Here is a 25,985-nt window from a genome sequence, read left to right on the forward strand (position 1 = left end):
TTTATCTACCAACGAAAACCAAACCATGTCATGTCATCGCGCGACGTTTGCTGCCCCTGCCACGCTGTCAGCGCCGTCAGCAGGGCGTCAGAAAGCGCAGGTAGCGGTAGCGCACGGTGCTGCGCCAACAATGACTGAATACGTTTCTTACCAAACATCACGTTGCGCGGGCCGCCGGGCTGATCGGTGACGCCATCGGAAACCAGCAACAGTGTGTCACCACGGCGCAACGGCGCCTGATAACGTTGCCACTGGTAATCCACCGGCGTATCGGTATAGCCCACGCCTTTGCGGCAACTCTCCAGTACCTCGCTCTGCCGGGATTCTGCGCCCAGCAGAAAAGCGTGCATACGGGCGCTGGCCCAGCGCATCTGTTCGTTTTTCGTATCAACAAACAGGGCGATGGCGTCGCAACCATCATTTGACTGGCCGCTGTCCGCCGACGGATGCATCTGGCTGAGCGTCTGTTTTATATGTTGATTGATATGGCTCAGCAGTTGTTCCGGCGCGTCAATCGGCGCCAGCGTCAGCGCTTTTTCCAGCGCCGAGGAGAAGATAAAGGTCATAAACGCGCCCGGCACGCCGTGTCCGGTGCAATCGGCCAGCACCATCAACCAGCCATTCTCCGCGCGCTGAAAAGCATAAATATCGCCGCCGACGCAGTCGCGCGGATGCCAGTGCAGGCACCAGTCTTGCAGGGTTTTATCAATGGCAGTGCGTGAACGGCTGAGCATGGATTCCTGAATAATGCGCGCATATTCAATGCTTTGCATAATTTGCAGATGCTGTTTAGCCTGCAAGTCGGAAACGGTACGAATCAGATCGATGCCGAGGCCAATGCCGACATATTGCCCCTCTTCAGTGAGGATAAAACCTTCGGTCACCGCTTTGTCGCCGGTTTCAATGACCCGCCCGGAGAGATATTCAAGACCTGCACTCGCATCGACAATCAGCGGGTTTTTATCCATAAACGCGATACAACTCTTCTGATCGTACAGCTCGTGGAAAAAGGGGCGGCTCATCTGCGAGAGGAAAATATGTCGGTTAATCATGCCGATAGGCCGGTTTTTTTCCAGCACCGGCAGACCGATCAATGACTTGTGTTCATTGAACAGCGACATCACCTGCAGGTTATTGGCGTCCGGCGTCACGTGCGGGACGGCAAGGCGCAAAATACCCGCGTTAAGCTGCCGGGAAGAGATCGGTATGTCCATCATCCACGCAAAACCCTGTATTAAGAATAATCCTAGATTATGGGGCGTTTGTGACGGTTTGATTTCAATTAGGTAACTCGATGAATAACGGGAGATTATTGCTACTTAAGTGAAATATTGGCGGTAAGAGCAGTTGTGCAGGCAAAAAAAAGCCCGCGCTTGACGTGCGGGCAAAAAATACTGGAAGCAATGTGAGCAATGTCGTACCGAATATCTGAGTGATTAACTCAACTATTCGGTAATGAGAAAGATAATCTTTATCATCTTTCCGATCAACCCCAAATTTTGTGCGACTTCATGCTGTTAAGGATTCCAGGGCGACAAACTCCTGCCAGCTCACCTCATCGATGGCGATCCCTTCTTCAATCCGGCGCGCCCTGGCCCGCTGTTCCGGCTCGCCGGGGATCTGCACGTCGCGGCCCTGCTGGTCGTGGCGTACCCAGTCCACCTGCGCCAGCACTTCCTGCTGATAACTTTCGCCTGCGCCTAACTTTTTGGGATCGAACAGAATCGACAGCATGTTGTTGATAATGCCAGCGCGCGGCGCAATGTCATGACTTTCGGTTTCGCCGCCGGTCAGCGCTGCCCCCAGCAGACTGCAAATCAGCGACAGCCCGGCACCTTTGTGCCCGCCGAATGGCAGCAGCGCACCGCGCGGCTCGCTCATCAATACGCCGGGATCGGTGGTCGGCTCACCGTTAGCATCCACCGCGCAGCCTGGCGGGATTGGGCGACCTTCGTTCCATGCCACGCGGGCTTTGTTCCCGGCGATAGCGCTGGTGGCGAAATCGAGCACTACCGGTGGGCGATCCGCCAGTGGAATACCCACGCAGAAGGGGTTGGTGCCGAGCCGCGCCCGCAGCCCGTCAAACGGCAGCACCGCCGAAGGGGCCGCCACATTGGCAAAATGGATCGATACCAGCCCGGCAGCGGCAACCTGTTCCGCCCATGCGCCAATGCGACCAAGATGGTGTGAATTGGATAAACCGACCAGCGCCACACCAAATTGCTGCACGCGATCGATCCCGGCCTGCATCGCCTGTTCGCCCAGCAACTGGCCGAAACCGTGCCCGCCATCGAAGGAGAGCACCGCGCCTGCATCACGTACGGTATGCAGGCGGGCATCCGGTTTCAGATCGCCTGCGAGAATGGCGCGAATATAGCGCGGTAGCAGCGTGACGCCGTGGGAATCGTGGCCTTTTAATGAGGCTTCAACCAGATTATCTGCGACTTTTTGCGCAATATCCGCAGGCGTATTCACCCGTAGCAGATGCTGTTGCAGCAGCGTGCGCAATTGTTGATGTGAAAATAACGGCATAATCCCTGAACTCATTAAGGAAATAAAGAGGAGCTTTCGACTATAACGAGGATATATTTGTCACCTAACCATTAAAAATAACTATCCTTTCCCGCCCGCTGAATAACGCCTGCGCCTTATCTGGCTATTGTTAATTTTTAACTAAGCATTGCAGATTAAATCATTTCCTTTTTCTGACCCCGCCAGCCAATCATTTTCTTTTGAAAAATTAAAAAAACGGGGAACAGAGATGAAGAAATTACACCAGACGCTCGCAGGCGTTTTGGCGCTTGCCACGCTTGGCGGTATCAGCCCGTCCGCGCTGGCGGAGGGGAAAATTAGCATTGCACAGCAGTTTGGCATTGGTTATTTAATTCTGGACGTGGTGCGCGACCAGCAGCTAATTGAAAAAGAAGGTAAAAAAGAGGGGCTGGATATTCAGGTTGAGTGGCGCACCATTTCCGGCGCCACTGGTATGAATGAAGCGCTGCTCTCCGGCGCGCTGGATGTGGCCTCCGCAGGCGTGCCGCCGCTATTAACGCTGTGGGATCGCACCAAAGATCGGCAGAATGTAAAAGCCATTGCCTCGCTCGGTTCCATGCCCAACTATTTGCTCAGTAATAACCCGGCGGTAAAAAGCATTAAAGATTTGAGCGATAAAGACAGAATTGCCGTCCCGGCTGCGGGCGTCGGTTTCCAGTCGCGGACATTACAGATTGAAACTGCCAAATTATATGGCGATGCCGATTTTAAACGCTTCGACAATATTAGCGTCAGCCTGCCGCACCCGGATGCCAGCGCAGCATTAATTGCCGGTGGTTCGGAAATTACCACTCACTTCTCCAGCCCGCCGTTCCAGTATCAGGCGCTGGAACACAGCAACGTCCATAAAATTCTCAGTTCGTATGATGTGTTGGGCGGACAGGCCACCTTTAACGTGCTTTATACCACGCAGAAATTCCACGACGAGAACCCGAAAACCTATAAGGCGTTTTATCGTGCCCTGAGCGACGCCGCCAAAATCATCAACGCCGATAAAAATGCGGCGGCGGAAACCTATATTCGCGTGGAAAAATCACGGCTGCCATTACCGCTGGTACAGAAAATTGTGAACGACCCGGAGATCAGCTTCACCATTTCGCCGGAACGCACCGGTGTGTACGCCGAAAAACTCCATGAACTTGGGGTGCTGAAAAACAAAGCCGCCTCGTGGAAAGACTACTTCTTCGACGAAGCGTGGGAAAACCCAGGCAGTTAAACCATCACCCAGGAGGCCGCGATGGCAACTCACCACAACGACGGGCCGCTGTTGCAGGTCAGCCATGTTGATATTGAATACCGCACCCGCGAACGGCTGGTGCGGGCAACCCACGACGTCAGTTTTGATGTCTGGCCTGGCGACCGCTTTATTCTGCTCGGCCCTTCCGGCTGCGGGAAATCGAGCCTGCTGAAAGCGACGGGCGGCTTTCTGGCGCCGCGTGGCGGCGAGATCACGTTGCAGGGCGAGGCGATCGCAGCGCCTGGTCCGGAGCGGATGATGGTGTTCCAGGAGTTTGATCAGTTGCCGCCGTGGAAAACGGTGCTGGAAAACATCATGTTCCCGCTATTGGCCAGCCGCAAAGCCAATCGCGCAGAAGCCAGAGAAACGGCGCTGCACTTTCTCAATAAAGTCGGGCTGGCCGGGTTTGCCGATGCGATGCCGCATACCCTCTCCGGTGGCATGAAACAGCGCGTGGCAATTGCCCGCGCGCTGGCGATGAAGCCGCGCATTTTGTTGATGGATGAGCCGTTTGCCGCGCTGGATGCGCTGACGCGCCGCACCATGCAGGAGGAGCTGCTTGCGCTCTGGGAAGAGGAGCGCTTTACCCTGCTGTTTGTCACGCACTCCATTGAAGAGGCGCTGGTGGTCGGCAGCCGTATTCTGGTGTTGTCGCCGCACCCGGGCCGGGTTCGCGCCGAGCTGAACTGTCATCAGTTCACGCTCAACGATTTTGGTAGCGAGGCATTCCAGCATGCCGCGCAGCATATTCACGATCTGCTGTTCCCCTCTGGTGGAAACCGCACATCTCCTGTTTCTGGTGAGGAGCCCGCGTATGTCGCAGCCACCCTACATTCGTCCTGAATTTGAACGTGAACTGCCGCCGCTGCGCGATGTGGCCGTTGAAGCGCCGTTGCCGCTCGGCCAGCGGCTGTGGAATATGACGTGGTTACGTAAAACCTTTATTGTGCTGCTGGTGCTGGCGTTATGGGAAATCGCCGCGCGCGTGCAACAGAATGATTTGATGCTGCCCGGCGTGCTGCAAACCTGGCACGCCTTCAGCGAAGATATGCGCAACGGCGAGTTGCCGCAGAAGATTGTTAACTCGCTGAGCATTTTGCTGAAAGGGTATCTGATTGGCAGCGTGCTGGCGCTGGTGGCCAGCGCGCTGGCGGTGACCACCCAGTTTGGCCGCGACTTGCTCAGCACACTCACGGCGATGCTCAACCCGTTACCGGCGATTGCGCTGTTGCCGCTGGCGCTGCTGTGGTTTGGTCTTGGCAATGCCAGCCTGATCTTTGTGCTGGTACATTCGGTGATGTGGCCGATTGCGCTGAACACCTGGTCGGGCTTTAGCGGCGTGCCGGAGACCCTGCGTATGGCCGGGCGCAATTATGGTCTTAGCGGCCCGCGTTATGTGGTGACGATCCTGATCCCGGCATCCCTACCGGCCATTCTCTCCGGGCTGAAAATCGGCTGGGCCTTTGCGTGGCGTACGCTGATTGCCGCCGAATTGGTGTTTGGTGCCTCCAGCGGGCAGGGCGGTCTGGGTTGGTATATCTTCCAGAACCGCAACGAGTTATTCACCGACCGCGTTTTTGCCGGGCTGGTTACGGTGATAGCCATCGGTTTATTGGTTGAAGGCGTGGTGTTCGCCAGCCTTGAGAAAGTCACCGTCAAACGCTGGGGTATGCAGCGTTAATCTCCCGCCTTTTATCCTCTTCTGTACCCGGCAGCAGGTTGATTGCCGGGTATCGTTCTTAAAACCAAATATTGATCTTTGCGAAGGCTTTTGTAATTTTTTGTCAGTACTATCCAGGAGCGGCAAACAGAGATAACGAGAGAGCGATGAGCCTATTCTGGTGTGTGATCCCGGTACTGGTGTTGTTATTTGTGAAAGCGTGGAATTCCGCGAGGCTTAACGAACATTACCAACGTTCGCAGCGTGCATTGCGTGCGATTAAGGGCAATATGGTTCGTCAGCAACCGTCGTGGATTACCGACGCTTCTCTGCGCATGCAATTCAACGCTTCGCTAACTAAGCAGACGCTGGAAAAAGGCGTGCCGGCGTGGTTTCTGGAAAGCATTGCCGAAGATGAGGAGGGGATGCGCTATCTGACCCGCCACGCCGCGCTGATGGAGCTCTACGGCGCGAACTTTCGCGATCAGGCGCTGGCGGCCGCCGAGCTGGTCGACGGCGCCTGGCAACGCGCGCAATTCCGCGGTTATTGATCCGCCGGACGGCGGGCAAAACTGGCGGAGAGGCGATCCAGCAAAATGGCCATCAGCACCACCACGACGCCGCTCTGTAAACCGAGGCCAATTTCCAGTTGCTGAATGCTGCTGAGAATATCATTCCCCAGCCCACCGGCTCCGACCATCGAGGCGATGATCACCATCGACATCGCCATCATTATCGTTTGATTCACCCCGGCCATGATCGACGGCTGCGCGGCGGGTAATTGCACTTTCCACAATAACTGCCACGGCGTACAACCAAAGGCGATGCCCGCTTCCAGCCGGGCGCTGTTCACCTGGCGAATGCCTAAATCCGTCAGACGCACGACCGGCGGCATGGAAAACAGAATGGTGGCGAAAATGCCCGGTGGTCTGCCGAGGCCGAACAGAATCGTCGCCGGGATCAGATAGACAAACGCGGGCATGGTCTGCATAAAATCGAGCAGGGTGCGCACCACGCTGCCGACGGCCGCACGGCGGGCGCTCCAGATGCCAAGCGGAATGCCGAGCAGCAGGCTGAAAAAGGTGGAAGATAAGGTCAGCGCCAGCGTGATCGCCGCATGATCGCTGTAACCGCTGTAAATGATGTACAGCGTGGCGAGCAGGGCGAACAGCGCAAACCCTTTGCCGATCCGCCATGCGCCGATGACCACCGCCAGCGTCACCAGCCCCCACGGCGACAGCGCGCTAATTAGCTGCTCCAGGCCACCGGCAAACAGATCGATTATCCGGGCGATACCGTCAAATAACCCGCCAGCATGGGCCAGCAGTGCGTGGACGGCATCGTCAATCTGCCGACTAAAATCTAATGGATAAGCCATGGTATTCCTTAGCGTGTCGTCCAGATATCGGCGTAGTTTTCCGCCATTTGCCAGCGAGACACATCAACGCCGGAGAAAAAGTGACGCACATAAGGCGTGGCGGGCGCGTTGATCAGCGCTTCCGGTTTCCCTACCTGCACCAGTCTGCCCTTTTCCATAATGGCGATGCGCGAACCGAGCCGCAGCGCCTCTTCCATATCGTGCGTGACGAAGACAATTGTCCGCTGCGCTTCGGCCTGAAGCACCAGCAACAGCGACTGCATTTCACGGCGGATAATCGGATCGAGCGCGGAAAAGGCTTCATCCATCAACAGTACCGACGGATTCACTACCAGCGCTCGTGCCAGCCCGACGCGCTGCTGCATTCCGCCGGAAAGCTGATGCGGATACTGTTTTGCCACATGGCTCAACCCGACTTTCTCCAGCATTGTCAGCGCCCTTGCTTCCCGCGCTTCACGCGGAACGCCCGCCACTTCCAGCCCGAACGCCACGTTTTCCAGTACGTTGCGCTCGTCAAACAGGGCAAACGACTGAAACACCATACCCATCTGTTCACGACGCAGCGCGATAAGTTCGCGGTCGGATAACGCGGCAAGCGGCTGGCCCTGAAAGCGCACCTCGCCGGAGCTGGCCGGAATAAGATGATTGAGCGTACGCAGCAGTGTCGACTTGCCCGAACCGGATAAACCGACGATGACAAATATTTCACCGGCGAAGATTTGCAGATTAATATCATGCAATGCTTGCACCGCAGTGCGGTTATCGCGCCGGGAAAACAGACGTTTTTTGCGCGTGGAATAATAAGATTTATTGACCGCACTTAACTCGAATAACGGTTGTGACATAGTTCATACTTTATTATCGGGAAGATGTTTACACCCTAGCGTAAAAGAAATAGAGGGAGAATTGATTTTAACTTTGCGGATATGCTTTTTCCGCATTAGCTTATTTATATTCCGGCAATCAATGCGCTATTTTCATGAAATCCCCAGGCTTCATCTAATAACCAGGCTTTTATTTTTTCCTGCTGCGTACTGAGCGGTTTATGGCTGGCGGAAATAAGATAATAACCGCGTTCGGTACGCACTTGTGGACCGCACTGCACCAGCTGGCGGCTGGCGATAAACGGCGCAATCAGCGGCTGCCAGCCGAGCGCAATGCCCTGGCCTTCCAGCGCGGCCTGGATCACCAGCGAGTAGGCGTTAAAGGTGCGTGAGGCGCTGTGGCTCTGGCCGTAAACCTGATGGTGGCGGAACCAGTCTTCCCAAGTTATCCAGCGCTGCGGGCGGGTTTCCGGCAGCTTTAACAGCGGGTAGCTCAGCAACTGTTCGGCGTTATTTTCAGCGCCAATTTTCTTTTTAATCTCCTGATTACAAACAGGAAAAACGATCTCCGGGAACAGCCGCTGGGTTTGCGCGCCCGGCCAGTTGCCGAGGCCGAAATAGATCGCTAAATCGGCGTTACTGTCGCGAAAATTGTAGTCATTCGGCGAGGTGGTCACCTGCACTTCCACGCCGGGGATCAGCGCCTGCAGCCGCTCCATGCGCGGCAGCAGCCAGTAGCTGGCGAAGCCCATATCGGTGTCGATGCGCAGCACGCTGCGCTGGCGGCGCGTGCGCTCCAGTTGCTCGCTGATGTCATTCAGGCTGCTGCGAACAATCAGGTACAGGCTGTGGCCGGATTCGGTTAATTGCACGCCGCGATGACGGCGTTCAAATAACGGTGCATTGAGCCGGCTTTCCAGCGTCTGAATACGCTGGCTAACCGCCGGTTGCGAAAGTCCTAACTCATTGCCTGCGGCGGTAAAATTACCTAACCGCGCCGCTGCTTCAAATACCACTAAAGCCTGTAAAGGCGGAAGCTGTAATTTGTCTGCCATAAATCCACCTTATTTCATGATAAAGAAATAACCCCTTCACGGAGTTTAATAAGCGTGAGATAAACCTATCACGTTTTAATTGAATATTTTATTGTTGGACGCAGTATGCTTATAAAGAAACCGAATATCGTTATTCTGATGGCCGATCAATTAACCGCCAGCGCATTAAAAACCTATGGTAATAACGTTAGCCTGACACCGAATATCGATAAATTGGCCGACGAGGGGGTGGTGTTTGAATCCGCCTACTGCAACAGCCCGCTGTGTGCGCCGTCGCGGGCGTCGCTGATGACCGGGCAATTTATCTCGCGCAATGCCGTCTATGATAACGCCGCCGAGTTTCATGCCGATTCGCCCACCTTTTGCCACTACCTGCGCGAACAGGGCTACCGCACCTGGCTCTCCGGCAAGATGCATTTCTGCGGCCCGGATCAGTTGCACGGTTTTGATGAGCGCTTGACCACCGATATCTACCCGGCTGATTTTGGCTGGACGCCGGACTGGGAACGACCGGAGCGCCGTCTCGACTGGTATCACAATATGAGCTCGGTGCTGGAAGCGGGCGAATGCGTGCGCACCAACCAGCTTGATTTCGACGATGAAGCGCTGTTTCTGGCGCGCCAGCGGCTGTATGACGCCGCGCGTCGTCCTGCGGAACAACCTTTTATGTTGCTGCTGTCGCTCACCCATCCGCACGATCCATTTGCGATTCCGCGCCGTTATCTTGACCGTTTTCGCGAGGAAGCGATCGATATGCCGAAAACCCGCAAGCAGGATGTCGAGGAGGATGCGCACTCCGCGCGTCTGCGGGCGATGTATCAACTGGAAGAGGGCTTGCTCAGCGATGAGCAGATCCGTCGCGCGCGGCATGCTTATTACGGTGCGCTGGCTTACGTTGATGACTGCTTTGGCGAAATCATCAACACCCTGCAAGAAACCGGGCTGGCGGAAGATACCGTGGTGCTGGTGGTGGCGGATCATGGCGAAATGCTCGGCGAGCGCGATCTCTGGTACAAAATGACCTTCTTCGAAAATGCGGTGCGCATTCCGTTTATCGTGCATAACCCGGTGCGCTTTGCGCCGCGACGCATTGCTCACAGCGTTTCTCTGGTCGATCTGCTGCCGACGCTGGTTGAGCTGGCAAGCGGTGAAGACCGTAAAGCGCAGGCGATTGCGCCGCTGGATGGCAACAGCCTGGTACCGCATCTGCGCGGCGAATCGGGGCCGGACGGTGCCTGCAGCGAATACCTCGCCGAAGGCGCGCTGGGACCGATGCTGATGATCCGTCGCGGCCCGTGGAAATACATTCACTCCTTCAGTGAAGCACCACAGCTCTTCCATCTGCAAAACGATCCTGATGAGCGGCAAAACCTGGCCGCAAGCAGCGATTATCAGCAGGTCAGCGCTGAGTTTGCCGCTGAAGTTTCCCGCCGCTGGGATCTGCCTACGCTGCGCGAGCAGGTGCTGGCAAGCCAGAAACGGCGGCTGTTTTTAACCCGTATTGCAGGCAGCGATGCCATTCCGAAGTGGGATTTTCAGCCGCATCAGGAGGCGTCGCAACGCTACATTCGTAACCATCAAACGCTGGATGAACAGGAAGCTTTTGCCCGTTATCCGCGCCCTTTAAAACAACCGGCAGGGAAATAACAATGAAAAAACGTGTGAGCAAACTTTTACTGCTGGCGCTGGCTGGCGGGGTTTCATTGAGCAGTTATGCCGCCGACGAAGCCCGTTGCGCGACGATTACCCAGTCCGATCCGGGCTGGACGGATATCGCCTCGACAAACGCGCTCTCCGGCGTGGTGCTTAATGCGCTGGGTTACCAGCAAAAGGTGCAAAATCTCTCAGTCGCGCTGGCGTTTCAGGGGCTGAAAACCGGACAGGTCGATGTGTTTCTCGGCAACTGGATGCCTGCGCAGGAGCCAGTCATCAGCAAATTTACCGCTGATGGTTCGATTAACGTGCTGGGCGCGAACCTGCCTGCGGCGCGCTTTACGCTGGCCGTGCCGGATTATGTCGCGGCGGCCGGAGTGAAAGATTTTGCCGATCTGCAAAAGTACGCGGCGAAATTCGATAACAAAATTTACGGCATTGCGCCGGGCGCGCCTGCTAACCAGAATCTGAAAAAGATGATCGATAAACACGATTTCGGCCTGCAAAACTGGCAACTGGTGGAATCGAGCGAAAGCGGCATGCTGGCGCAGGTCGCGCGTGCGGTGGAGCGTAAGCAGTGGATCGTCTTTCTTGGCTGGGAACCGCATGCGATGAATACACGTTTCAAGCTGGCTTACCTGAGCGGCGGCGATGCGTATTTCGGGCCGAACTACGGTAGCGCCACCGTGAATACAGTGACACGCAAAGATTTCGCTACAGCATGCCCGAACGCCAACCGTTTTTTCAGCCAGTTGAAATTTGATGTCGCGCTGGAAAACGCGGTGATCACCCGCGTGCTGGATAAGCAAGAAGATGTGCAGGCGGCCGCCAAAGCTGAGCTGGCAAAACGCCCGGAACTGCTGAAAGCGTGGCTTGCAGGTGTTACCACGCGTGACGGTCAACCCGCGCAACCGGCAGTGGAAAAAGCGCTCGGCCTGTAATCTCCTCCCAACATCCTCACTCCGCGCCGGGCTGGTTGTTCCTTTCCGGCGCATTTTTTCCCCCTGACAACACAATGCAACAATAGTTCTTGCTTGAATAAAATGAATGAGTATAGTTCTCATTCTCTTTAGTGTTTGTGGGCGCAGCACGGAATTTTCCCGCAAAAACAGTAGGCGTAAACGCTTACAGGGACACGAAGAAGTGGCGAGCTGCGCCGGGCAAAACTGCCTTCATCAAAAAGTACGCACCTGAGCGTAACGCGCTGGCTCGCCTGTTGATGACATTAACGGTAAAGGATCTTTCCGATGACGATGAAAACCCCCGCGCTGGCGCTGCTGGCAACCCTGGTACTGGCCGGATGCAGCGCTCAGCACACCACATCGGCGCAACCTGTCGCCGAAACGCCAAAAACCGCTGCCGCGTCATTACCAGCGAATGTACAAAAACGCGATCTGGCAAGCGGCCTGTATGAAATGGCGCTCAGCCCGCAGGGCGATGCGCTGTACGTTTCCAGCGCGGAAGGCTTTAAAGATGTGCAGGGCGGGGTGGTTTACAAACTGGATCCTGCGACGCTGAAAACCCTCGGTTCCACTCATACCGATTTGAAAAACTTCGGTATGACGATCTCCCCGGACGGTAAAACGGTTTACGTTACTAACTCCCTTGATGGCGGCATCAGCGCTATCGACACCAGCAATGGCAAAGTGCTGGCCCGCACGCTGTTCCCGGAACGCAATGAGAAAGGCCTGCCGTACGGCGCGCGTGAAATCCTGCTGCACAACGGTGTGCTGTATGTTGGCGCGGTGGCTGATCCGGCGCTGGTGTGGGTGGTGGACGCCAAAACCCTGAAAGTGAAAGCACGGATTAAAAATGCCGGGAAATGGGTCACGGGCCTGCACTGGTCTGAGCAAACTCAGCGCCTGTATGTGGCGAACGGCGTCGGTGAAATTCTGGTCGTCAACCCGCGCAACAACCGCATTGAACAACGCTGGAAACCGCTCGGTGATAAACCGGCGCTGCTGCTGAATATTGCCGAAGACAGCGAGACCGGCCGTCTGTTCGTTACCGATAATTCGAAAGCTAAAACCACGCTGGTACTGGATATCCATAGCGGCAAGGTACTGAAACAGCTCGATCTGGGCGGTTCGCTGGCGGTGAAATTTAACCCGAAACGCCACGAAATCTACCTTACCCAGCGTGAAGCGGGCAAAGTGCTGAGCCTCGATGCCACCAGCCTTGCGGTGAAGCAGAGCTGGGATCTGCCGCCGAATCCAAACAGCCTGCTGCTCTCTGCCGACGGCCAGACGCTGTTTGTCACTGTCAAACAGGCGTTTAACAAAGATCACTCTACCAACGGGCCGGACAGCGTCGTCCGTATCGCCCTTAACCAGTAATCAATCTGGCCCGGAAACGGGCCGTTTTTCCACACACTTCGATATGAGTCGATGATGAATAACAGCAAAACGATCCATCCTTCTTTGCGCAAGACGTTACTTGCGCTGGCCATTGGCGCAGCGGCGCACTCAGCGCAGGCCGCGACGACAAATGCCAACACCAGCCAGACGAAAGACGACACCATTGTGGTGCAGTCGACCACCAGCAGCGACTTCAAACCGGGCGGCGATGCGCTGGTTCCGGCGTATCTGGATGGTCAGGTCGCGTACGGCGGTCGCCTTGGGATGATGGGCGAACAGAAGGCGATGGATGTGCCGTTTAACGTGATCGGCTACACCTCGAAGTTAGTGCAGGATCAACAGGCGAAAACCATTGCCGATGTGGTCAGCAATGATGCGGGCGTGCAGGTTGGCCAGGGTTACGGCAACATGGCGGAAACTTACCGTATTCGCGGCTTCGAGCTGGATGGCGACGATATGCTGATGGGCGGCCTGGCCGGTATTGTGCCGCGCCAGGTGGTCGATACCCAGATGCTTGAGCGCGTGGAAGTGTTTAAAGGTGCCAATGCCCTGATGAATGGCGCGGCGTCCTCCGGCGTCGGCGGGATGATCAACCTCGAACCGAAACATGCCGATGATACGCCGTTGACGCGCGTCGGCGTCGATTACTCCTCGCGTTCGCAGCTTGGCGGTTCGCTGGACGTTGGCCGTCGCTATGGTGATAACAATCAGTTCGGCGTGCGTGTCAACCTGTTGCACCGCGAAGGCGAAGCCACCGTTGAGGATGACAACCGTCGTACTACGGCGGCGTCGATTGGCCTGGATTATCGCAGCGATCGCTTCCGCAGCTCGCTGGATCTCGGTTATCAGAAAAAGACCTTCCACGGTGGCTCGATGGGCGTGAACATCAGCGCAGTGGATTTTGTTCCAAAGGTCCCGAGCAACACCAAAAACTACAGCCAGCAGTGGGCGTACAGCAATATCGAAAACGAATTTGGCCTGGCGCGCGCGGAATATGATCTGACCGATATCTGGACGGCATATGCCGCATTTGGTGGTCAGCACTCGCATGAAGAGGGGATTTACGGCGCGCCAAAAGTGAATGATGAGCAGGGCGATGCGACGATTGGCCGCCTCGACACCAACCGCATCAGCGACTCCTGGAGCGGCATGGCCGGTGTGCGCGGTAACTTCGATACCGGCTTTGTATCGCACAAAGTGAACGTGGGCTATTCGGCCAATATCAAGCGGGACAAGGTGGCGTGGCGCATGTCGGCCGCGGCGGATAACCCGGCAGTGAACATCTATGATAACTCGTCGGTTGCGATGCCTGATTACAGCTACGTCGGCGGCAACTACAGCGATCCGCTGACCACTGGCCGCACCCGTTCACAGGGCTGGCTGCTGAGCGACACGCTGGGCGTTCTGAACGACACTGTGCTGTTCACGGCGGGCGCGCGTTACCAGAAAGTGTGGGTTCACAGCTACAGCAATGCGACGGGCGCAGAAGATGACACCGCACGCTTTATCCAGGATCGCTGGATGCCAACTTACGGCATCGTTTATAAGCCGTGGGAAGTGGTCTCCTTCTATGCGAACCATACCGAAGCGCTGCAACCGGGCAGCACCGCGCCGGAAGGCGCCGCTAACCAGTATCAGACCACCGGCATTGCGCACTCGAAACAGAATGAAGTTGGCGTGAAAACGGACTTTGGCCGCGTGGGCGGTACATTGTCGCTGTTTGAAATTAAGAAACCGACCGCCATTCAGAACAGCGATACCAATATCTATGCGCTGAACGGCGAGCAGCGTAACCGCGGCGTTGAGTTGAATCTGTTTGGTGAACCGATGCTTGGCCTGCGCCTGAACGGCAGCGCCACCTGGATCGATGCCGAGCTGACCAAAACCGAAGATGGTATTAATCAGGGGAACCGGCCTATTGGCGTGGCGCGCTTCTATGGCGTGCTGGGCGCGGAATACGACATCAAACCGGTTGACGGCCTGACGGCGACGGCAAGAATCAACCATACCGGTTCGCAGTATGCGAATAACGCCAATACCAAAAAACTCGACAGCTATACCACGCTGGATCTGGGGGTACGTTACCGTATGCACCTCAATCAGGATAAAAACGAGATGGTCTGGCGTGTCGGTGTGGATAACGTCACCAATGAGAAATACTGGGCCAGTGTCGAAGACAACGGCACCTATATCTATCAGGGTGATGCGCGTAAGTTGAAAATCTCTATGAGCTACGACTTCTAAGCGCGCGTTTCGCAGGCGGGCGTCTTGCCCGCCTGTTTCAGGCTGTTCAGCACCGCTTTCATCCCGCGATTGACCACCTTATCCTGCCGCATTACCAGCGCCAGCGTGCGCTGTAACGGCGGTTGTAGCGCCTGTACGCGCAACCCGCGTCTATCCTCCTCAGCCTGCACGGCGACTTCAGGCACAAGGCTGTAACCGAGACCGGCGCGCACCATGCGTTTGATGGCTTCAATGCTGCCAAGCTCCATCACCGGCGTGACGGCGGCGGTTAACCAGCCGTCAATCAACTGGCGGGTACTGCTGCCGGACTCAAAGACAATCAGCGGTAAGGCCTGCAATAGCGCAGGCGTGGCATCGGGCAACGCAGGCGAATAGCTGGCGCTGATGGCGACAAAATCTTCATCAAACAGCGGTGAAATGGCGAGGTTGCGCCCGCTCGCGGGCAGCGTCACCAGGCCAATATCGATACGATTCTCTTCCACCGCGCGCACAATATCCGTGGTATTGCCGGTGCGTACGCCAACGGTCAGTAACGGAAAATCTTCGCGCAGTTGTTGCAGCACGGGTGGCAGCAGATGAATGCAGGTGGTTGCGCCAGTGCCGAGCGTGACGCTGCCGCTAATCTCCTGCTGATGCTTTGCGACAGATTGCACGGCGGCGCTGACCGCGTTTTCGATTTCCGCACAGTGTGCGAGAAAGGTTTTTCCCGCAGCGGTCGGTCGCAGGCTGCGCCCGGTGCGCTCAATCAGCCGCGTCTGGAGAGCCTGTTCAAGCTGGCGGATTTGCAGGCTGACCGCCGGTTGCGAAATACCCAGCACTTCTGCCGCAGCGGTAAAACTTCCCCGGGCGATCACCAGTTTGTAGGTTGCCAACTGGTCGAGGCTAAATTGCGCCATGGCAAAGTTTTCCTTATCGCGGTTATAAGCGCCGCCCGGTGCCTGTTTTGCCGCGCGGCAGATAACCTGTGCGAAAGCGGGAACAGAGGACGGATGATGGAAATTATTGAGGCAGAAGAACAACATCTGCGTGCGATTACACAGATATATGCTTACCACGTGACGCAGGGGAACGCCACTTTTGAGACCGAAGCGCCGGATATCGACGAGATGCGCGCAAGGCTTAAGAAAATTCGCCTTGCCGGGCTGCCGTGGTTTGTGGCCGTTCAGGATGGAGAGGTTCGGGGATATTGCTATCTCTCCCGCTACCGCGAGCGCCGCGCTTACCAGTATACGCTGGAGGATTCCATCTACGTTGATGAGACGTTTCGTCGCCAGGGCGCAGGCAAAGCGCTGCTCGCCCGCGCGGTGGCATGGGCCGAAACGCAGGGCTACCGGCAACTGATTGCCAACGTCGGCAACAGCGAAAACGAAGGTTCGTTACGGCTGCACAGCCGAGCCGGATTTGTGGTGATCGGCACGCTCAAAAGCGTGGGGATGAAGCACGGGCGCTGGCTGGATACCGTGCTGATGCAGCGCCCGTTGGGGGAAGGAGATTTCACATTGCCACAGGCCAGCTAAGTGCAGCGGGTTATGCCAGCTCCTGCTGCGTGACGAGGCTTTCAAACCAGTTCAGTTCCGCCATTTTGCCGCTATACCACTGCTCGCAGAACGCGCTGCCGAGATGCTCTGCCAGATAGCTATTCTGGCGAAACATCTCCAGCGCCGGTTGCTGAAACAGCGGTAATGTCGGTGCGGTGTGGGTGAAATTCGCCAGCGTATCGTCATCGACTCGCTCCAGACCGTACAGGATGCCGCTGAGGATGGTGGCCATTACCAGATAGGGGTTGGCATCCGCGCCTGCGAGGCGATATTCGATGCGCCGGTTACGGGCGTCGGAACAGGGAATACGCAAGGCGGCGTTGCGTTTGTTGTAACCCCATGAATGAAAGAGCGGTTCGCTGAGGTTCTTGCGTAAACGGCGGAATCCGTTAACCCCTGGCGCCATAATTGCCACTGACGCTGGCATCAGTTCCAGCATCCCGGCCAGCGAGAGGCGCACCATGTCGTTGAGTTCTTCTGCGGGACAGGCGAAAACATTTTCACCGTGAATGTCATTGAGACTGATATGAAAATGCAGGCCGTTACCCGCCAGCCCGGAGAAGGGCTTAGCCATAAAGTTGGCCTGAAAGCCAAATTCCCCGGCCACCGTACCGGTGAGCCGACGCAGCGCCAGGATCTGTTCGCAGGCTTCCACGACATGATGCGAGTGGGGCATATTCAGTTCGAATTGTCCGGCCTCGGCTTCACTCACCACGCCAGAGAGCGGAAGCCGCTGCGCTGCCGCCAGGCTTTCCAGCTCTTCGATAAACGCCGAGTAGGTGGAGGGCACCGCCATATGAAAACAGCCCTGCGGGCGGGTTTTTGGCGCGGCAGGATCAACAAGGTAAAACTCAATTTCGGGGGCGACGACCGGATAGAGACCGTGGTAATGAAACCGCCGCACTACATTTTGCAGGATCGCCGCTGGTTCCAGCGCATAAGGCCGGTTGTTTTCATCAAGCATGGTTAACAACAGCTGAGCATTATGCTGCGGATCGTGGGCGCCGGGGCGCAGTGTGCCGGGAACAGGCAGGCATAAATTATCCGGTTCTTCGTTAATCAGCGTATCGGATGAGATTATTTTCCCTTCGCGATCCATGGTGTAAACAGACTGCGGGAAATAACATCCTTTGCTTATGGAAAATAAATTATCCACAGAGACTCTTTTCCCCCTGAATATGCCATGCGTATCGTTCAGATAAATATCCACATGCTTTGTTTCAGGGTAATGGTTCAGGTAGTCTCTTATTTCGTCAGTAAGCGTTTCCTGCAATTCATTGATTTTGATATCACTTTCTGTTCCGTTGGATGGAATTGACAGCGCCGGAATGGGCATGGAAGTAAACAGCGTGCGGATATTCTTCAGCAGTGGAATAGTCATCAACGAGTTCATAGTGTTCTTTCTGTCAGGCCTTGCGGCGATGAACTCAGCATAAAAGAGCCATTTTTATTTTGATATAAATGCCGCGTAAAAAGGAAATGCGAGGCAGTAAAAATACTATAAAAACAGTGTCGTTAAAGCGTGGCCGACATAATACGCAGCGGCGATAAAAAAACAGAATGCTGCAAAAAATAGCCGCAGATAGCGTCACTGTTCGCCGTTTTATGTAAGTTCTCACAACAATTCGACAGCAGATCGGTTACACTCGCCGCACAGAAAAGCCACATGACAGGAGGTGTCTATGCTGGAAAAACTACGTACCCGCGAGGGGAAAAAATTTATCACGGCGGTGGTGATTGTGTTTTGTATTGCCGTCAGTGTGATCTCGAAAGCCGCCTTCGAGGGCGTGGAAGAGCAGTACAATCTGCCGATGGAAACGTGGACCACCTCGATGTTTATCATCCAGGGCGCATGGGTGGCGATTTACAGCCTGATGTTTACCATTATTGGCTCGCTGCCCTTCGGGTTTTACTTCCTCGGCCCGAAAGACGACAAAGGCTAACGCTTCCTGCCCTGGCGCGTGCCGGGGCGCTCTCCTGTTGCAAAAATTCCTCTGCTAAGACCACAGCATAAACTGCTGCATTAAACGGCAAGCTCCGTGGGTTAACCGTTGCTACAACATCCCGCCCTCTCATATCGCTGATTATGATTTTGCGCGCGCGTTTTTACACCTGCGTAACCTCGCTGTTAACAATTAAAGATCAAAAAATGTACGCCGATAGAGCAGGTATCAGGGAGCATGTGATGAAAGGAATATTGATGTAGCAGGTTTATACCAGGAGAGCTGTAATGGCCAGACAACTCGTGAGTAAAAAAATGAGTACCCGTGCGCAGATGCTGCTGACGGGTGCTATCACCATCACCCTCGGATTTGTGGTAACGATTGGGGTGCTGAGCTGGCAATCCAGTAATGCGCAAAAAAGTCTCGCCGAACACTATCTCCAGCAGATCGCTCAAAACGAAGCGCTGAAAATCCAGCAGCAACTCAGTTACGCCCGCGATGTGGCGCATAACCTCGGACATAGTCTGATTGCCCTGCCGCAGGGCGGCGTCACCGATCGTAAAGTGGTGGACAAGATCATGGAATCCACCTTGCGCGATAACCCGGATTACCTCTCTATTTCGGTCATTTTTGAAGAAAATGCCTATGACGGGCGCGATGCGGAATTCACCGACAAGCCCGATCAGGCACCAAAAGGGCGTTATGCCTTCTTTGTCGATCGCGATCAGTCCGGCAGCTACAAAATGCATCCGCTGCTCTCTTATCTGACGCCGGGCCAGGGCGACTACTATCTGCTGCCGCAGAAAAGCCAGAAAGATACGCTGATTGAACCCTACAGCTATGCCTATAACGGTGTGCCGACGCTGCTGACCTCGGTGGCGGCGCCGATTGTCAGCGACGGCAAATTGCACGGCGTGGTGACATCCGATATTTCGCTGGCGTCGTTGCAGCAGAAAGTGAATCAGATCAAACCGTGGGCGGGCGGCGGCTACGCGGTGCTGCTTTCGACTGCCGGAAAAGTGATTTCTTACCCGGATAAAAACCTGACCAGCAAACCGTATCCCGGTAAAACGGACAACTTCAGCAGCAGCGTGGTGGAGCAGGACGATCCGATCCTCGGTGAGAAAGGCCTGATTACCTGGCAGCCAATTACCATCGGCAACAGCAGCGATAGCTGGTATCTCGGCGTTGTCGCGCCGGTGAGCCAGGTGATGGCGGCGGCGAATCGCCAGCTACTCAGCGCCATTATTCTTGGTGTGATCAGCATCCTGCTGGTCAGTGCGCTACTGGGGATTCTCTTCAGCCGCAAAGTGCTGAAGCCGATTGGCGGCGAGCCGCTTGAAGGCGCGACCATTGCACTCTCCGTGGCGGATGGCAAGCTGGATAACGCTATCCATGTTAAACAGGGCGATCGCAGTAGCCTGTTCTATGCGCTGCACACCATGCAGGCGCAGTTGCGGCAGATTGTCGGCCAGATAAAAGAGGCCAGCGACTCCGTGCGCCAGGGCGCCGGGGAGATTGTCAGCGGTAATATCAATCTCTCGTCGCGCACCGAGCAGCAAGCGTCGGCGCTGGAGCAAACGGCCGCCAGCATGGAACAGTTCAGCGCGACGGTGAAACATAACGCGGAAAACGCACACCAGGCGACGGTACTGACGGCGAATGCCACCCAGATCGCCAGCCGTGGCGAGAAGCTGGTCAGCCAGGTGGTATCTACCATGGCGCAGATTGATGACAGCGCGCGCAAGATCGGCGATATCACCGCCATCATTAACAGCATTGCTTTCCAGACCAATATTCTGGCGCTGAACGCAGCGGTAGAAGCGGCGCGGGCGGGCGAGCAGGGGCGCGGTTTTGCGGTAGTGGCCTCAGAAGTGCGCAACCTGGCGCAGCGCAGCGCCAACGCCGTGAAAGAGATTGGCGCGCTGATTGAAGAGTCCGGCAAGCGGGTGGAAACCGGCGTTCAACTGGTCAACGACGCCGGGAAAACCATGCAGGAGATGACGCAAGCGGTGAACTCGGTACAGTCGATCATTACCGAGATCGTCAGTGCATCGGATGAGCAGGCCAAGGGTATCGGCCAGGTGACCATCGCGGTGAACGAGATGGACGGCGTAACGCAACAGAACGCCTCGCTGGTGCAGCAGATGGCCGCTGCCGCCACCTCGCTTGAGGATCAGGCGCAGCAGCTTGCGCAAAGCGTGCAGCAATTCCGGCTGGAAGCGTAACGCCGCAGGTCGCGCTATTCGGCGACCAGTTCGATGCGGTTGCCGTCCGGATCGAGGATCACCGCTTCATAAAAACCATCGCCAGTCCATCTTGCCGGGCTGGCGAGTTTATCCTGCTGGCGCGCTTTTTCTGCCATCGCATCCACGGTTTCGACGCGGCCAACGGTAATGGCGATATGCGCCCAGCCGACAAATTCCGGGTTTGCTGGCGCATCGGCCAGTTCCGGCAGCGTCATCAGCTCAATCGTCGGGCCATCTTTTAGCGAGATAAAGTACGAGGCGAATCCCGCGCGATTTTTACTGACATATTTTTCATTACTGCTGGCGGAAAAAAAGTCGCGCCAGAACGTTCGCTGAGCGTCGAGGTTACGCGTCCAGAGCGCGACGTGGGCAATTTTCATTGTTATCTCCTTGAAGGGGTGTAGGGGTAAGCATTGATGATATGACGACTCGCGTTGTTTATCCTTCCTCTCTTTTCCATTTCTTGCCAGCCCTGACCTGAGATGTTAAAAGGTGCCCCTTTATAAAACCAGAAAGGGGAAGGACGTGAAAAACGCGTCACAGGCAGCGGGTAACGTAACCGATGCCGGGCCGGAAACAGGGCCGACACTACAACGGGGATTAAAAAACCGTCATATTCAGTTAATTGCGCTGGGCGGCGCGATTGGTACCGGGTTGTTCCTTGGTATCGGCCCGGCGATTCAGATGGCCGGGCCTGCCGTGCTGCTGGGTTACGGTATCGCCGGGATTATCGCTTTCCTGATCATGCGCCAGCTTGGTGAAATGGTGGTGGAAGAGCCGGTTTCCGGTTCGTTTTCGCACTTTGCCTATAAATACTGGGGACCGTTTGCCGGTTTTCTCTCTGGCTGGAACTACTGGGCAATGTTTGTGCTGGTGGGCATGGCCGAGCTGACCGCCGCCGGGATCTATATGCAGTACTGGTTCCCGCAGGTGCCGACCTGGATCTGGGCCGCCGCGTTCTTTGTCATTATCAACGCCGTCAACCTGGTGAATGTGCGTCTGTATGGCGAGACCGAGTTCTGGTTTGCGCTGATCAAAGTGGTCGCCATCATCGGTATGATCGCTTTTGGCCTGTGGATGCTGTTTACCGGCCACGGCGGCGAACGCGCCAGCTTCGATAACCTCTGGCGTTATAACGGCTTTTTCGCCACCGGCTGGCATGGGCTTATTCTCGCGCTGGCGGTGATTATGTTCTCTTTCGGCGGTCTGGAACTGATTGGTATCACCGCCGCCGAGGCCAGCGAGCCGCACACCACCATCCCGAAAGCAGTGAATCAGGTGGTGTACCGCATTTTGCTGTTCTATATCGGTTCTCTGGTCGTGCTGTTGGCGCTTTATCCGTGGATTGATGTCAAAGCGAACAGCAGCCCGTTCGTGATGATTTTTCACGATCTGGACAGTAATCTGGTCGCTTCTGCGCTGAACTTCGTGATTCTGGTGGCTTCTCTGTCGGTGTATAACAGCGGAGTTTACTCCAACAGCCGTATGCTGTTTGGCCTCTCTGTGCAGGGTAACGCGCCCGCGTTTCTGACCCGCGTCAGCCGTCGCGGCGTGCCGATCAACTCGCTGTTTCTTTCGGCGGCCATTACCTCGCTGGTGGTGCTGGTGAACTATCTGCTGCCGCAAAAAGCGTTCGGTATGCTGATGGCGCTGGTGGTGGCGACCCTGCTGCTGAACTGGATCATGATTTCGCTGGCGCACCTGAAGTTTCGCGCCGCGATGCGCCGTAAAGGGCGCGATCCGCAGTTCAGAGCGCTGCTCTTCCCGGCGGGCAACTATCTGTGCATCGGTTTTATGCTGATGATCCTCGTGTTGATGTACACCATGGACGATATGCGCCTGTCAGCCGTACTGCTGCCAGCGTGGATCGCATTCCTGTTCGTGGCTTTCAAGCTGCTGCGTCGCGCACCGCAGCGCGCGTAATCCCGCTCTCTTCCCGCCGGATTCGGCGGGAATTTCCACGATTGCCCGCGAGTTTGCTGACTTCCATTGATTACACTGACGTAATATCAGAAAGCGTAATGATGGACTGACGTGATATTTCCCGCGCCAGCGTCTGCTATTTCAGGCATGATAACGAGAAATTTCGCCAGCCGTCCGCGCTGGCTTTTTTATTGTTCTGGAGCTGACATGACCCGGCAACGACAAGCCGACCTCTTCCTCGTTCTGACCACCATGATTGCCGCCTGCGGCTGGATTTTCTCCCGCGAGGCGATTTCTGGTATGCCGGTCTTCGCCTTTCTCGGGCTGCGTTTTTTCGGCGCCGCGCTGGTGCTGCTGCCGTTTTGTCGTGGGCAGCGTATTCCGTGGGAAAAAATGCGCCAGGTGGTGATTAGCGGCCTGTGGATGGCGCTTAATCTGTGTCTGTGGATCTGGTCGGTATCGACCACGGCGTCGCTGGGCGAGGGGGCATTTATCATGAGCCTGTCGATGCTGTTTGTGCCGCTGGTTGCCTGGGGAATGATGCGCACCCGACCAGCGCGCGCATACTGGGAGTGCCTGCCGGTGGCGATTATCGGCCTCGGGCTGTTAAGCCTGCATATGCCTATTACATTTCATGCCAGCCAGGGCTGGTTCCTGCTGACGGCGTTCGTGCAATCGATCTACTTTTGCTATACCAGCCGCTGTGCGCGGGAAGTGCCGCTGCTGTCGTTGACCGCAGTGCAACTGGCGATTACCGGTATCGCCGGATTAGCGATTTCGGCGCTGTTTGAATCATGGACGCAGCCGTTCACCGCCACCACCGCAGGCTGGCTGGCGGCCAGCATCCTGATAGCCACCAGTTTGCGCTTTGGCCTGCAATTGCAGGGGCAGAAATATGCCGCCGTTGCCAGCGCCGCCATTATTATGGTGCTGGAGCCGCTATTGACGGTGATTGCCGCCTCCCTCTGGTACGGCGAACGTCTGCCGCTGCAAAAAATTATCGGCGGAGTGCTGATCCTGCTTGCACAGATCTGGTTCCGCTGGCGTATGGTGTCGCGCCTGCCATCAAAGGCGTAACGTTCCTGCCAGCACCGTATGTGCCGCGCCGCTCATCTGCACGCGGCCATCGTCGGTGCAGTGAAGCGCCAGCACGCCGCCGCGCCGTGATGCCTGGTAAGCGGTAAGCGAGCGCTTACCCAGTCGCTCGGACCAGTAGGCTGCCAGCGCACAGTGCGCCGAGCCGGTGACCGGATCTTCATTGACGCCAACCCACGGTGCAAAATAGCGCGACAGCACATCATATTCCCCATCACCTGGCGCGGTAACGGCCACACCGCGTCCCGGTAATGCGCTCAGGGCCTGGAAGTCGGGCTGCAATGCCTGCACGATCTGCGCATCCTCAACCACCACCAGCTGTTTTGGGCCAAACTGGCCGTAATCTCGCACTTGCGCGCTCTCCAGCCCCAGCGCATCAAGTAATGCGGGCGGCACCGCGCTGTGCAGTTGCGGGGTGAGTAACGGGAAATCGAGCTGGATACTCGCTGCGCCGAGCGTGGCGGATAGCGGGCCAGAGAGTGTCTGAAACGTGATCGTATCACCCACTTGCAGCAGCCCGGTCTGGCGCAGGATATGTGCCGTCGCCAACGTACCGTGGCCGCACAAATCCACTTCAGCCTGCGGAGTGAACCAGCGCAGGTTGTTATCGGCAAGATTGAGAAACGCGGTTTCCGACACCGCCATCTCATCGGCAATCTGCTGCATTAACCCGCTTTCCAGCCCGTGCGGCGTGATGCATACGCCCGCCGGGTTGCCAGAAAAAGGACGCGCACTGAACGCGTCCACCTGATAAATATCGAGTTCCACCGCCTCGCTCCCTTCGTAACAAAGTGATAACACTACCCCTGTTTCGCGACAACGGATAGCGTTCTTTAACTGGCCGGACAACGGTGAGCCAGTTGCTGGCGCGCGCTGACTGCCGCTGCTGCCAGTACCAGCATCATGACCACTTCTGTCACCAGAAAGCCGCTCAGCGCGGTGCTGTAATTGCCGTTTGACTGACCGACCAGATAGAGAAATACGCTGCCGAGCGCTGCCGGGCCGAGACCCAGTGTCGACTGTTGCAGCGTGCTGAGCAGCGCGCTGCCAGCGCCTGCATCCTGCATGGTGATATCCCGCATTCCGATGCGGTAAAAGCTGTTCACAATCAGCGCCTGGCCGTAGCCAATGAGTGCAGTGGAAGGCGCCAGCGCCAGCACGCCGACCATCCGCCCGGAGAGCTGCAACGTGGCAATCAGCGCCAGCAGGCCGCTCACCTGGATGACCAGCCCGGTCAGTAAAATCGTACGCATGCTGTAACGGGCAATCAGTTTCGGCGCATACCAGGCGGAGACAAAATAGGCGATACCGAGCGCCACAAAGCTGTTGCCGGACTGGTACGGCGTCATTCCCATGCCCGCCTGCAACGTCAGCGCCATGCAGAACATAAAGCCGGACCAGGCAGTGAAAAACAGCAGCGCAATCAGCAGACCAAAACGAACGCTGTGCAGCTTAAGCAGATGCGGCGGCACCAGCGGAATCAGACCGGCGCGCTGTTGTTGCAAGGCGCTGGTACGCATCCACAGAGCCAGCGGGAACAGCGCCAGCAGCGCGGCCTGTGTTGGCCACGGCCAGTGCAGATCCGGGCCAAGCGCCAGCGGGAACAGCAGACAGCAGAGGATTAGCGCCAGCGCGAAAGTGCCCTGCCAGTCAATACTTGTCCGGGTGTCGTTGCGCGTCTCCGGCAGGTAGCGGTTCAGCGCCAGTATCAGCAGACAAATCGGTACGTTGATAAAGAAGGCGTTGCGCCAGCCCAGCCCGGCGATATCTGCCGATACCAGCCAGCCGCCGCACATCTGGCCAATAATGAATGACACGCCGCCAATACCGCCATACAGACTAATGGCGCGGGCATGCGCGGTGCCTTTTAACGTGACATGCAATGTGGCGAGAATTTGCGGCACGATCAGCGCCGCGCCGATGCCCTGCAACGTGCGGGCGGCCAACAGAGCGGAGACAGAGTTTGCCAGGCCGCACAGCAGCGAGGCGAGGCCGAAGAGCGCTACGCCCGCTAAAAACAGGCGCTTGCGGCCAAAGTTATCGCCCAGCTTGCTGCCCATCGCCAGACAGACGGCAAATGCCACGCCGTACAGGGCGACGATCAACGCCAGTTGCGTGGCGCTGGTGTGCAACGATTGGGTGATCGAATCGAGCGCAACGTTGGTGATTGAAGTATCTATCTGGGGCAGCATCTGCCCGGTCAGCAGAAGGATCAGGCCTGCCCGGCCTGGTGAAACAGCAGACGTTTTCATGGTGACTCCATTGCGTCATTCATC

General features: G+C 56.4%; 23 protein-coding genes. 13 read left to right on the forward strand and 10 right to left on the reverse strand.

Annotated elements, in window-relative coordinates; all coding sequences use genetic code 11:
* Positions 1-5: 5 nt before the first annotated feature.
* Positions 6-1,214, reverse strand: coding sequence for a SpoIIE family protein phosphatase (locus CWM66_RS25230; RefSeq protein WP_079518380.1), 1,209 nt, complete (start codon positions 1,212-1,214; stop codon positions 6-8).
* Positions 1,215-1,509: 295 nt separating this feature from the next.
* Positions 1,510-2,532 (reverse strand): malate/lactate/ureidoglycolate dehydrogenase, encoded by a 1,023-nt coding sequence (locus CWM66_RS25235; RefSeq protein ID WP_007370947.1) that lies wholly within the window; start codon positions 2,530-2,532, stop codon positions 1,510-1,512.
* Positions 2,533-2,761: 229 nt separating this feature from the next.
* Here CWM66_RS25235 and CWM66_RS25240 point away from each other — a divergent pair, with 229 nt between their 5' ends.
* From CWM66_RS25240 to CWM66_RS25255, 4 genes are all read left to right on the forward strand, one after another.
* Positions 2,762-3,769 (forward strand): ABC transporter substrate-binding protein, encoded by a 1,008-nt coding sequence (locus CWM66_RS25240; RefSeq protein WP_007370948.1) that lies wholly within the window; start codon positions 2,762-2,764, stop codon positions 3,767-3,769.
* A gap of 21 nt (positions 3,770-3,790) precedes the next feature.
* Entirely contained in the window at positions 3,791-4,633 is an 843-nt protein-coding gene (locus CWM66_RS25245) for an ABC transporter ATP-binding protein (protein ID WP_007370949.1), read from the forward strand.
* Positions 4,605-5,471, forward strand: a complete 867-nt coding sequence (locus CWM66_RS25250) for an ABC transporter permease (protein ID WP_007370950.1) — start codon at positions 4,605-4,607, stop codon at positions 5,469-5,471. Before CWM66_RS25245 ends, CWM66_RS25250 begins: the two co-directional genes overlap by 29 nt.
* 146 nt (positions 5,472-5,617) lie before the next feature.
* A complete protein-coding gene (locus CWM66_RS25255) occupies positions 5,618-6,001 on the forward strand; it encodes a hypothetical protein (protein WP_007370951.1) in 384 nt (127 codons plus the stop codon).
* Here the strand turns inward: CWM66_RS25255 and CWM66_RS25260 are convergent.
* The 3 genes from CWM66_RS25260 to CWM66_RS25270 all read right to left on the reverse strand — a co-directional run bounded on the left by CWM66_RS25260 (position 5,995) and on the right by CWM66_RS25270 (position 8,707).
* A complete protein-coding gene (locus CWM66_RS25260) occupies positions 5,995-6,828 on the reverse strand; it encodes a proline/glycine betaine ABC transporter permease (protein WP_007370952.1) in 834 nt (277 codons plus the stop codon). The genes CWM66_RS25255 and CWM66_RS25260 overlap by 7 nt on opposite strands.
* A gap of 8 nt (positions 6,829-6,836) precedes the next feature.
* Entirely contained in the window at positions 6,837-7,673 is an 837-nt protein-coding gene (locus tag CWM66_RS25265) for an ATP-binding cassette domain-containing protein (RefSeq protein ID WP_233218427.1), read from the reverse strand.
* Positions 7,674-7,777: 104 nt separating this feature from the next.
* Positions 7,778-8,707 carry a LysR substrate-binding domain-containing protein gene (locus CWM66_RS25270; RefSeq protein ID WP_035889016.1) on the reverse strand — a complete coding sequence of 310 codons (930 nt, stop codon included), beginning with the start codon at positions 8,705-8,707 and terminating at the stop codon, positions 7,778-7,780.
* Positions 8,708-8,812: 105 nt separating this feature from the next.
* Here CWM66_RS25270 and betC point away from each other — a divergent pair, with 105 nt between their 5' ends.
* The 4 genes from betC to CWM66_RS25290 all read left to right on the forward strand — a co-directional run bounded on the left by betC (position 8,813) and on the right by CWM66_RS25290 (position 14,961).
* The gene (gene betC, locus CWM66_RS25275; protein WP_107147541.1) at positions 8,813-10,354 is read left to right on the forward strand and encodes a choline-sulfatase; all 1,542 of its coding nucleotides are present in this window, start codon (positions 8,813-8,815) and stop codon (positions 10,352-10,354) included.
* A 2-nt stretch (positions 10,355-10,356) separates the two neighbouring features.
* Positions 10,357-11,301 carry a choline ABC transporter substrate-binding protein gene (choX, locus tag CWM66_RS25280; protein WP_107147543.1) on the forward strand — a complete coding sequence of 315 codons (945 nt, stop codon included), beginning with the start codon at positions 10,357-10,359 and terminating at the stop codon, positions 11,299-11,301.
* A gap of 306 nt (positions 11,302-11,607) precedes the next feature.
* Positions 11,608-12,696, forward strand: a complete 1,089-nt coding sequence (locus tag CWM66_RS25285; RefSeq protein WP_035889019.1) for a YncE family protein — start codon at positions 11,608-11,610, stop codon at positions 12,694-12,696.
* A gap of 51 nt (positions 12,697-12,747) precedes the next feature.
* Positions 12,748-14,961, forward strand: a complete 2,214-nt coding sequence (locus CWM66_RS25290; RefSeq protein WP_107147545.1) for a TonB-dependent siderophore receptor — start codon at positions 12,748-12,750, stop codon at positions 14,959-14,961.
* Here the strand turns inward: CWM66_RS25290 and CWM66_RS25295 are convergent.
* Positions 14,958-15,857, reverse strand: a complete 900-nt coding sequence (locus CWM66_RS25295; protein ID WP_107147547.1) for a LysR family transcriptional regulator — start codon at positions 15,855-15,857, stop codon at positions 14,958-14,960. The genes CWM66_RS25290 and CWM66_RS25295 overlap by 4 nt on opposite strands.
* A 96-nt stretch (positions 15,858-15,953) precedes the next feature.
* Here CWM66_RS25295 and CWM66_RS25300 point away from each other — a divergent pair, with 96 nt between their 5' ends.
* Positions 15,954-16,478, forward strand: a complete 525-nt coding sequence (locus CWM66_RS25300; RefSeq protein WP_107147580.1) for a GNAT family N-acetyltransferase — start codon at positions 15,954-15,956, stop codon at positions 16,476-16,478.
* Positions 16,479-16,488: 10 nt separating this feature from the next.
* Here CWM66_RS25300 and CWM66_RS25305 read toward each other — a convergent pair whose 3' ends face one another.
* Positions 16,489-17,892, reverse strand: a complete 1,404-nt coding sequence (locus CWM66_RS25305) for a glutamine synthetase family protein (RefSeq protein WP_107147548.1) — start codon at positions 17,890-17,892, stop codon at positions 16,489-16,491.
* A gap of 289 nt (positions 17,893-18,181) precedes the next feature.
* On the opposite strand from CWM66_RS25305, the gene CWM66_RS25310 reads away from it, so the two are divergent.
* Both CWM66_RS25310 and CWM66_RS25315 read left to right on the forward strand, forming a co-directional pair.
* On the forward strand, positions 18,182-18,442 hold the full coding sequence (locus CWM66_RS25310) for a DUF2534 family protein (RefSeq protein ID WP_007370964.1): 261 nt from the start codon (positions 18,182-18,184) through the stop codon (positions 18,440-18,442).
* 287 nt (positions 18,443-18,729) lie between these two features.
* Positions 18,730-20,670 (forward strand): methyl-accepting chemotaxis protein, encoded by a 1,941-nt coding sequence (locus CWM66_RS25315; RefSeq protein WP_007370966.1) that lies wholly within the window; start codon positions 18,730-18,732, stop codon positions 20,668-20,670.
* A 14-nt stretch (positions 20,671-20,684) separates the two neighbouring features.
* Here the strand turns inward: CWM66_RS25315 and CWM66_RS25320 are convergent, their stop codons facing one another.
* The gene (locus CWM66_RS25320; protein ID WP_007370967.1) at positions 20,685-21,071 is read right to left on the reverse strand and encodes a VOC family protein; all 387 of its coding nucleotides are present in this window, start codon (positions 21,069-21,071) and stop codon (positions 20,685-20,687) included.
* Positions 21,072-21,216: 145 nt separating this feature from the next.
* On the opposite strand from CWM66_RS25320, the gene pheP reads away from it, so the two are divergent.
* A complete protein-coding gene (gene pheP, locus CWM66_RS25325; RefSeq protein ID WP_035889029.1) occupies positions 21,217-22,614 on the forward strand; it encodes a phenylalanine transporter in 1,398 nt (465 codons plus the stop codon).
* 207 nt (positions 22,615-22,821) lie between these two features.
* The gene (locus CWM66_RS25330; protein WP_007370969.1) at positions 22,822-23,691 is read left to right on the forward strand and encodes a DMT family transporter; all 870 of its coding nucleotides are present in this window, start codon (positions 22,822-22,824) and stop codon (positions 23,689-23,691) included.
* Here the strand turns inward: CWM66_RS25330 and CWM66_RS25335 are convergent.
* Together CWM66_RS25335 and CWM66_RS25340 are read right to left on the reverse strand one after the other, a co-directional pair.
* Positions 23,680-24,477 (reverse strand): PhzF family phenazine biosynthesis protein, encoded by a 798-nt coding sequence (locus CWM66_RS25335; RefSeq protein ID WP_007370970.1) that lies wholly within the window; start codon positions 24,475-24,477, stop codon positions 23,680-23,682. The genes CWM66_RS25330 and CWM66_RS25335 overlap by 12 nt on opposite strands.
* 65 nt (positions 24,478-24,542) lie before the next feature.
* A complete protein-coding gene (locus tag CWM66_RS25340; protein WP_107147550.1) occupies positions 24,543-25,961 on the reverse strand; it encodes an MFS transporter in 1,419 nt (472 codons plus the stop codon).
* Between the last annotated feature and the right edge of the window lie 24 nt (positions 25,962-25,985).

Origin of the sequence: Kosakonia sp. H7A (assembly GCF_003028445.1) — a bacterium.
GTDB classification, from domain to species: domain Bacteria; phylum Pseudomonadota; class Gammaproteobacteria; order Enterobacterales; family Enterobacteriaceae; genus Kosakonia; species Kosakonia radicincitans.

Bases quoted from the DNA above. Each gene is read 5' to 3' on its own strand.
- CWM66_RS25315 (WP_007370966.1), top strand. From the start codon at position 18,730: ATGGCCAGACAACTCGTGAGTAAAAAAATGAGTACCCGTGCGCAGATG.
- CWM66_RS25265 (WP_233218427.1), bottom strand. From the start codon at position 7,673: ATGTCACAACCGTTATTCGAGTTAAGTGCGGTCAATAAATCTTATTAT.
- CWM66_RS25320 (WP_007370967.1), bottom strand. From the start codon at position 21,071: ATGAAAATTGCCCACGTCGCGCTCTGGACGCGTAACCTCGACGCTCAG.
- CWM66_RS25235 (WP_007370947.1), bottom strand. From the start codon at position 2,532: ATGCCGTTATTTTCACATCAACAATTGCGCACGCTGCTGCAACAGCAT.
- CWM66_RS25295 (WP_107147547.1), bottom strand. From the start codon at position 15,857: ATGGCGCAATTTAGCCTCGACCAGTTGGCAACCTACAAACTGGTGATC.
- CWM66_RS25230 (WP_079518380.1), bottom strand. From the start codon at position 1,214: ATGGACATACCGATCTCTTCCCGGCAGCTTAACGCGGGTATTTTGCGC.
- CWM66_RS25305 (WP_107147548.1), bottom strand. From the start codon at position 17,892: ATGAACTCGTTGATGACTATTCCACTGCTGAAGAATATCCGCACGCTG.
- CWM66_RS25250 (WP_007370950.1), top strand. From the start codon at position 4,605: ATGTCGCAGCCACCCTACATTCGTCCTGAATTTGAACGTGAACTGCCG.
- CWM66_RS25340 (WP_107147550.1), bottom strand. From the start codon at position 25,961: ATGAAAACGTCTGCTGTTTCACCAGGCCGGGCAGGCCTGATCCTTCTG.
- betC (WP_107147541.1), top strand. From the start codon at position 8,813: ATGCTTATAAAGAAACCGAATATCGTTATTCTGATGGCCGATCAATTA.
- CWM66_RS25260 (WP_007370952.1), bottom strand. From the start codon at position 6,828: ATGGCTTATCCATTAGATTTTAGTCGGCAGATTGACGATGCCGTCCAC.
- CWM66_RS25270 (WP_035889016.1), bottom strand. From the start codon at position 8,707: ATGGCAGACAAATTACAGCTTCCGCCTTTACAGGCTTTAGTGGTATTT.
- CWM66_RS25285 (WP_035889019.1), top strand. From the start codon at position 11,608: ATGACGATGAAAACCCCCGCGCTGGCGCTGCTGGCAACCCTGGTACTG.
- CWM66_RS25310 (WP_007370964.1), top strand. From the start codon at position 18,182: ATGCTGGAAAAACTACGTACCCGCGAGGGGAAAAAATTTATCACGGCG.
- CWM66_RS25245 (WP_007370949.1), top strand. From the start codon at position 3,791: ATGGCAACTCACCACAACGACGGGCCGCTGTTGCAGGTCAGCCATGTT.
- choX (WP_107147543.1), top strand. From the start codon at position 10,357: ATGAAAAAACGTGTGAGCAAACTTTTACTGCTGGCGCTGGCTGGCGGG.
- CWM66_RS25300 (WP_107147580.1), top strand. From the start codon at position 15,954: ATGGAAATTATTGAGGCAGAAGAACAACATCTGCGTGCGATTACACAG.
- CWM66_RS25255 (WP_007370951.1), top strand. From the start codon at position 5,618: ATGAGCCTATTCTGGTGTGTGATCCCGGTACTGGTGTTGTTATTTGTG.
- CWM66_RS25240 (WP_007370948.1), top strand. From the start codon at position 2,762: ATGAAGAAATTACACCAGACGCTCGCAGGCGTTTTGGCGCTTGCCACG.
- CWM66_RS25330 (WP_007370969.1), top strand. From the start codon at position 22,822: ATGACCCGGCAACGACAAGCCGACCTCTTCCTCGTTCTGACCACCATG.
- CWM66_RS25290 (WP_107147545.1), top strand. From the start codon at position 12,748: ATGATGAATAACAGCAAAACGATCCATCCTTCTTTGCGCAAGACGTTA.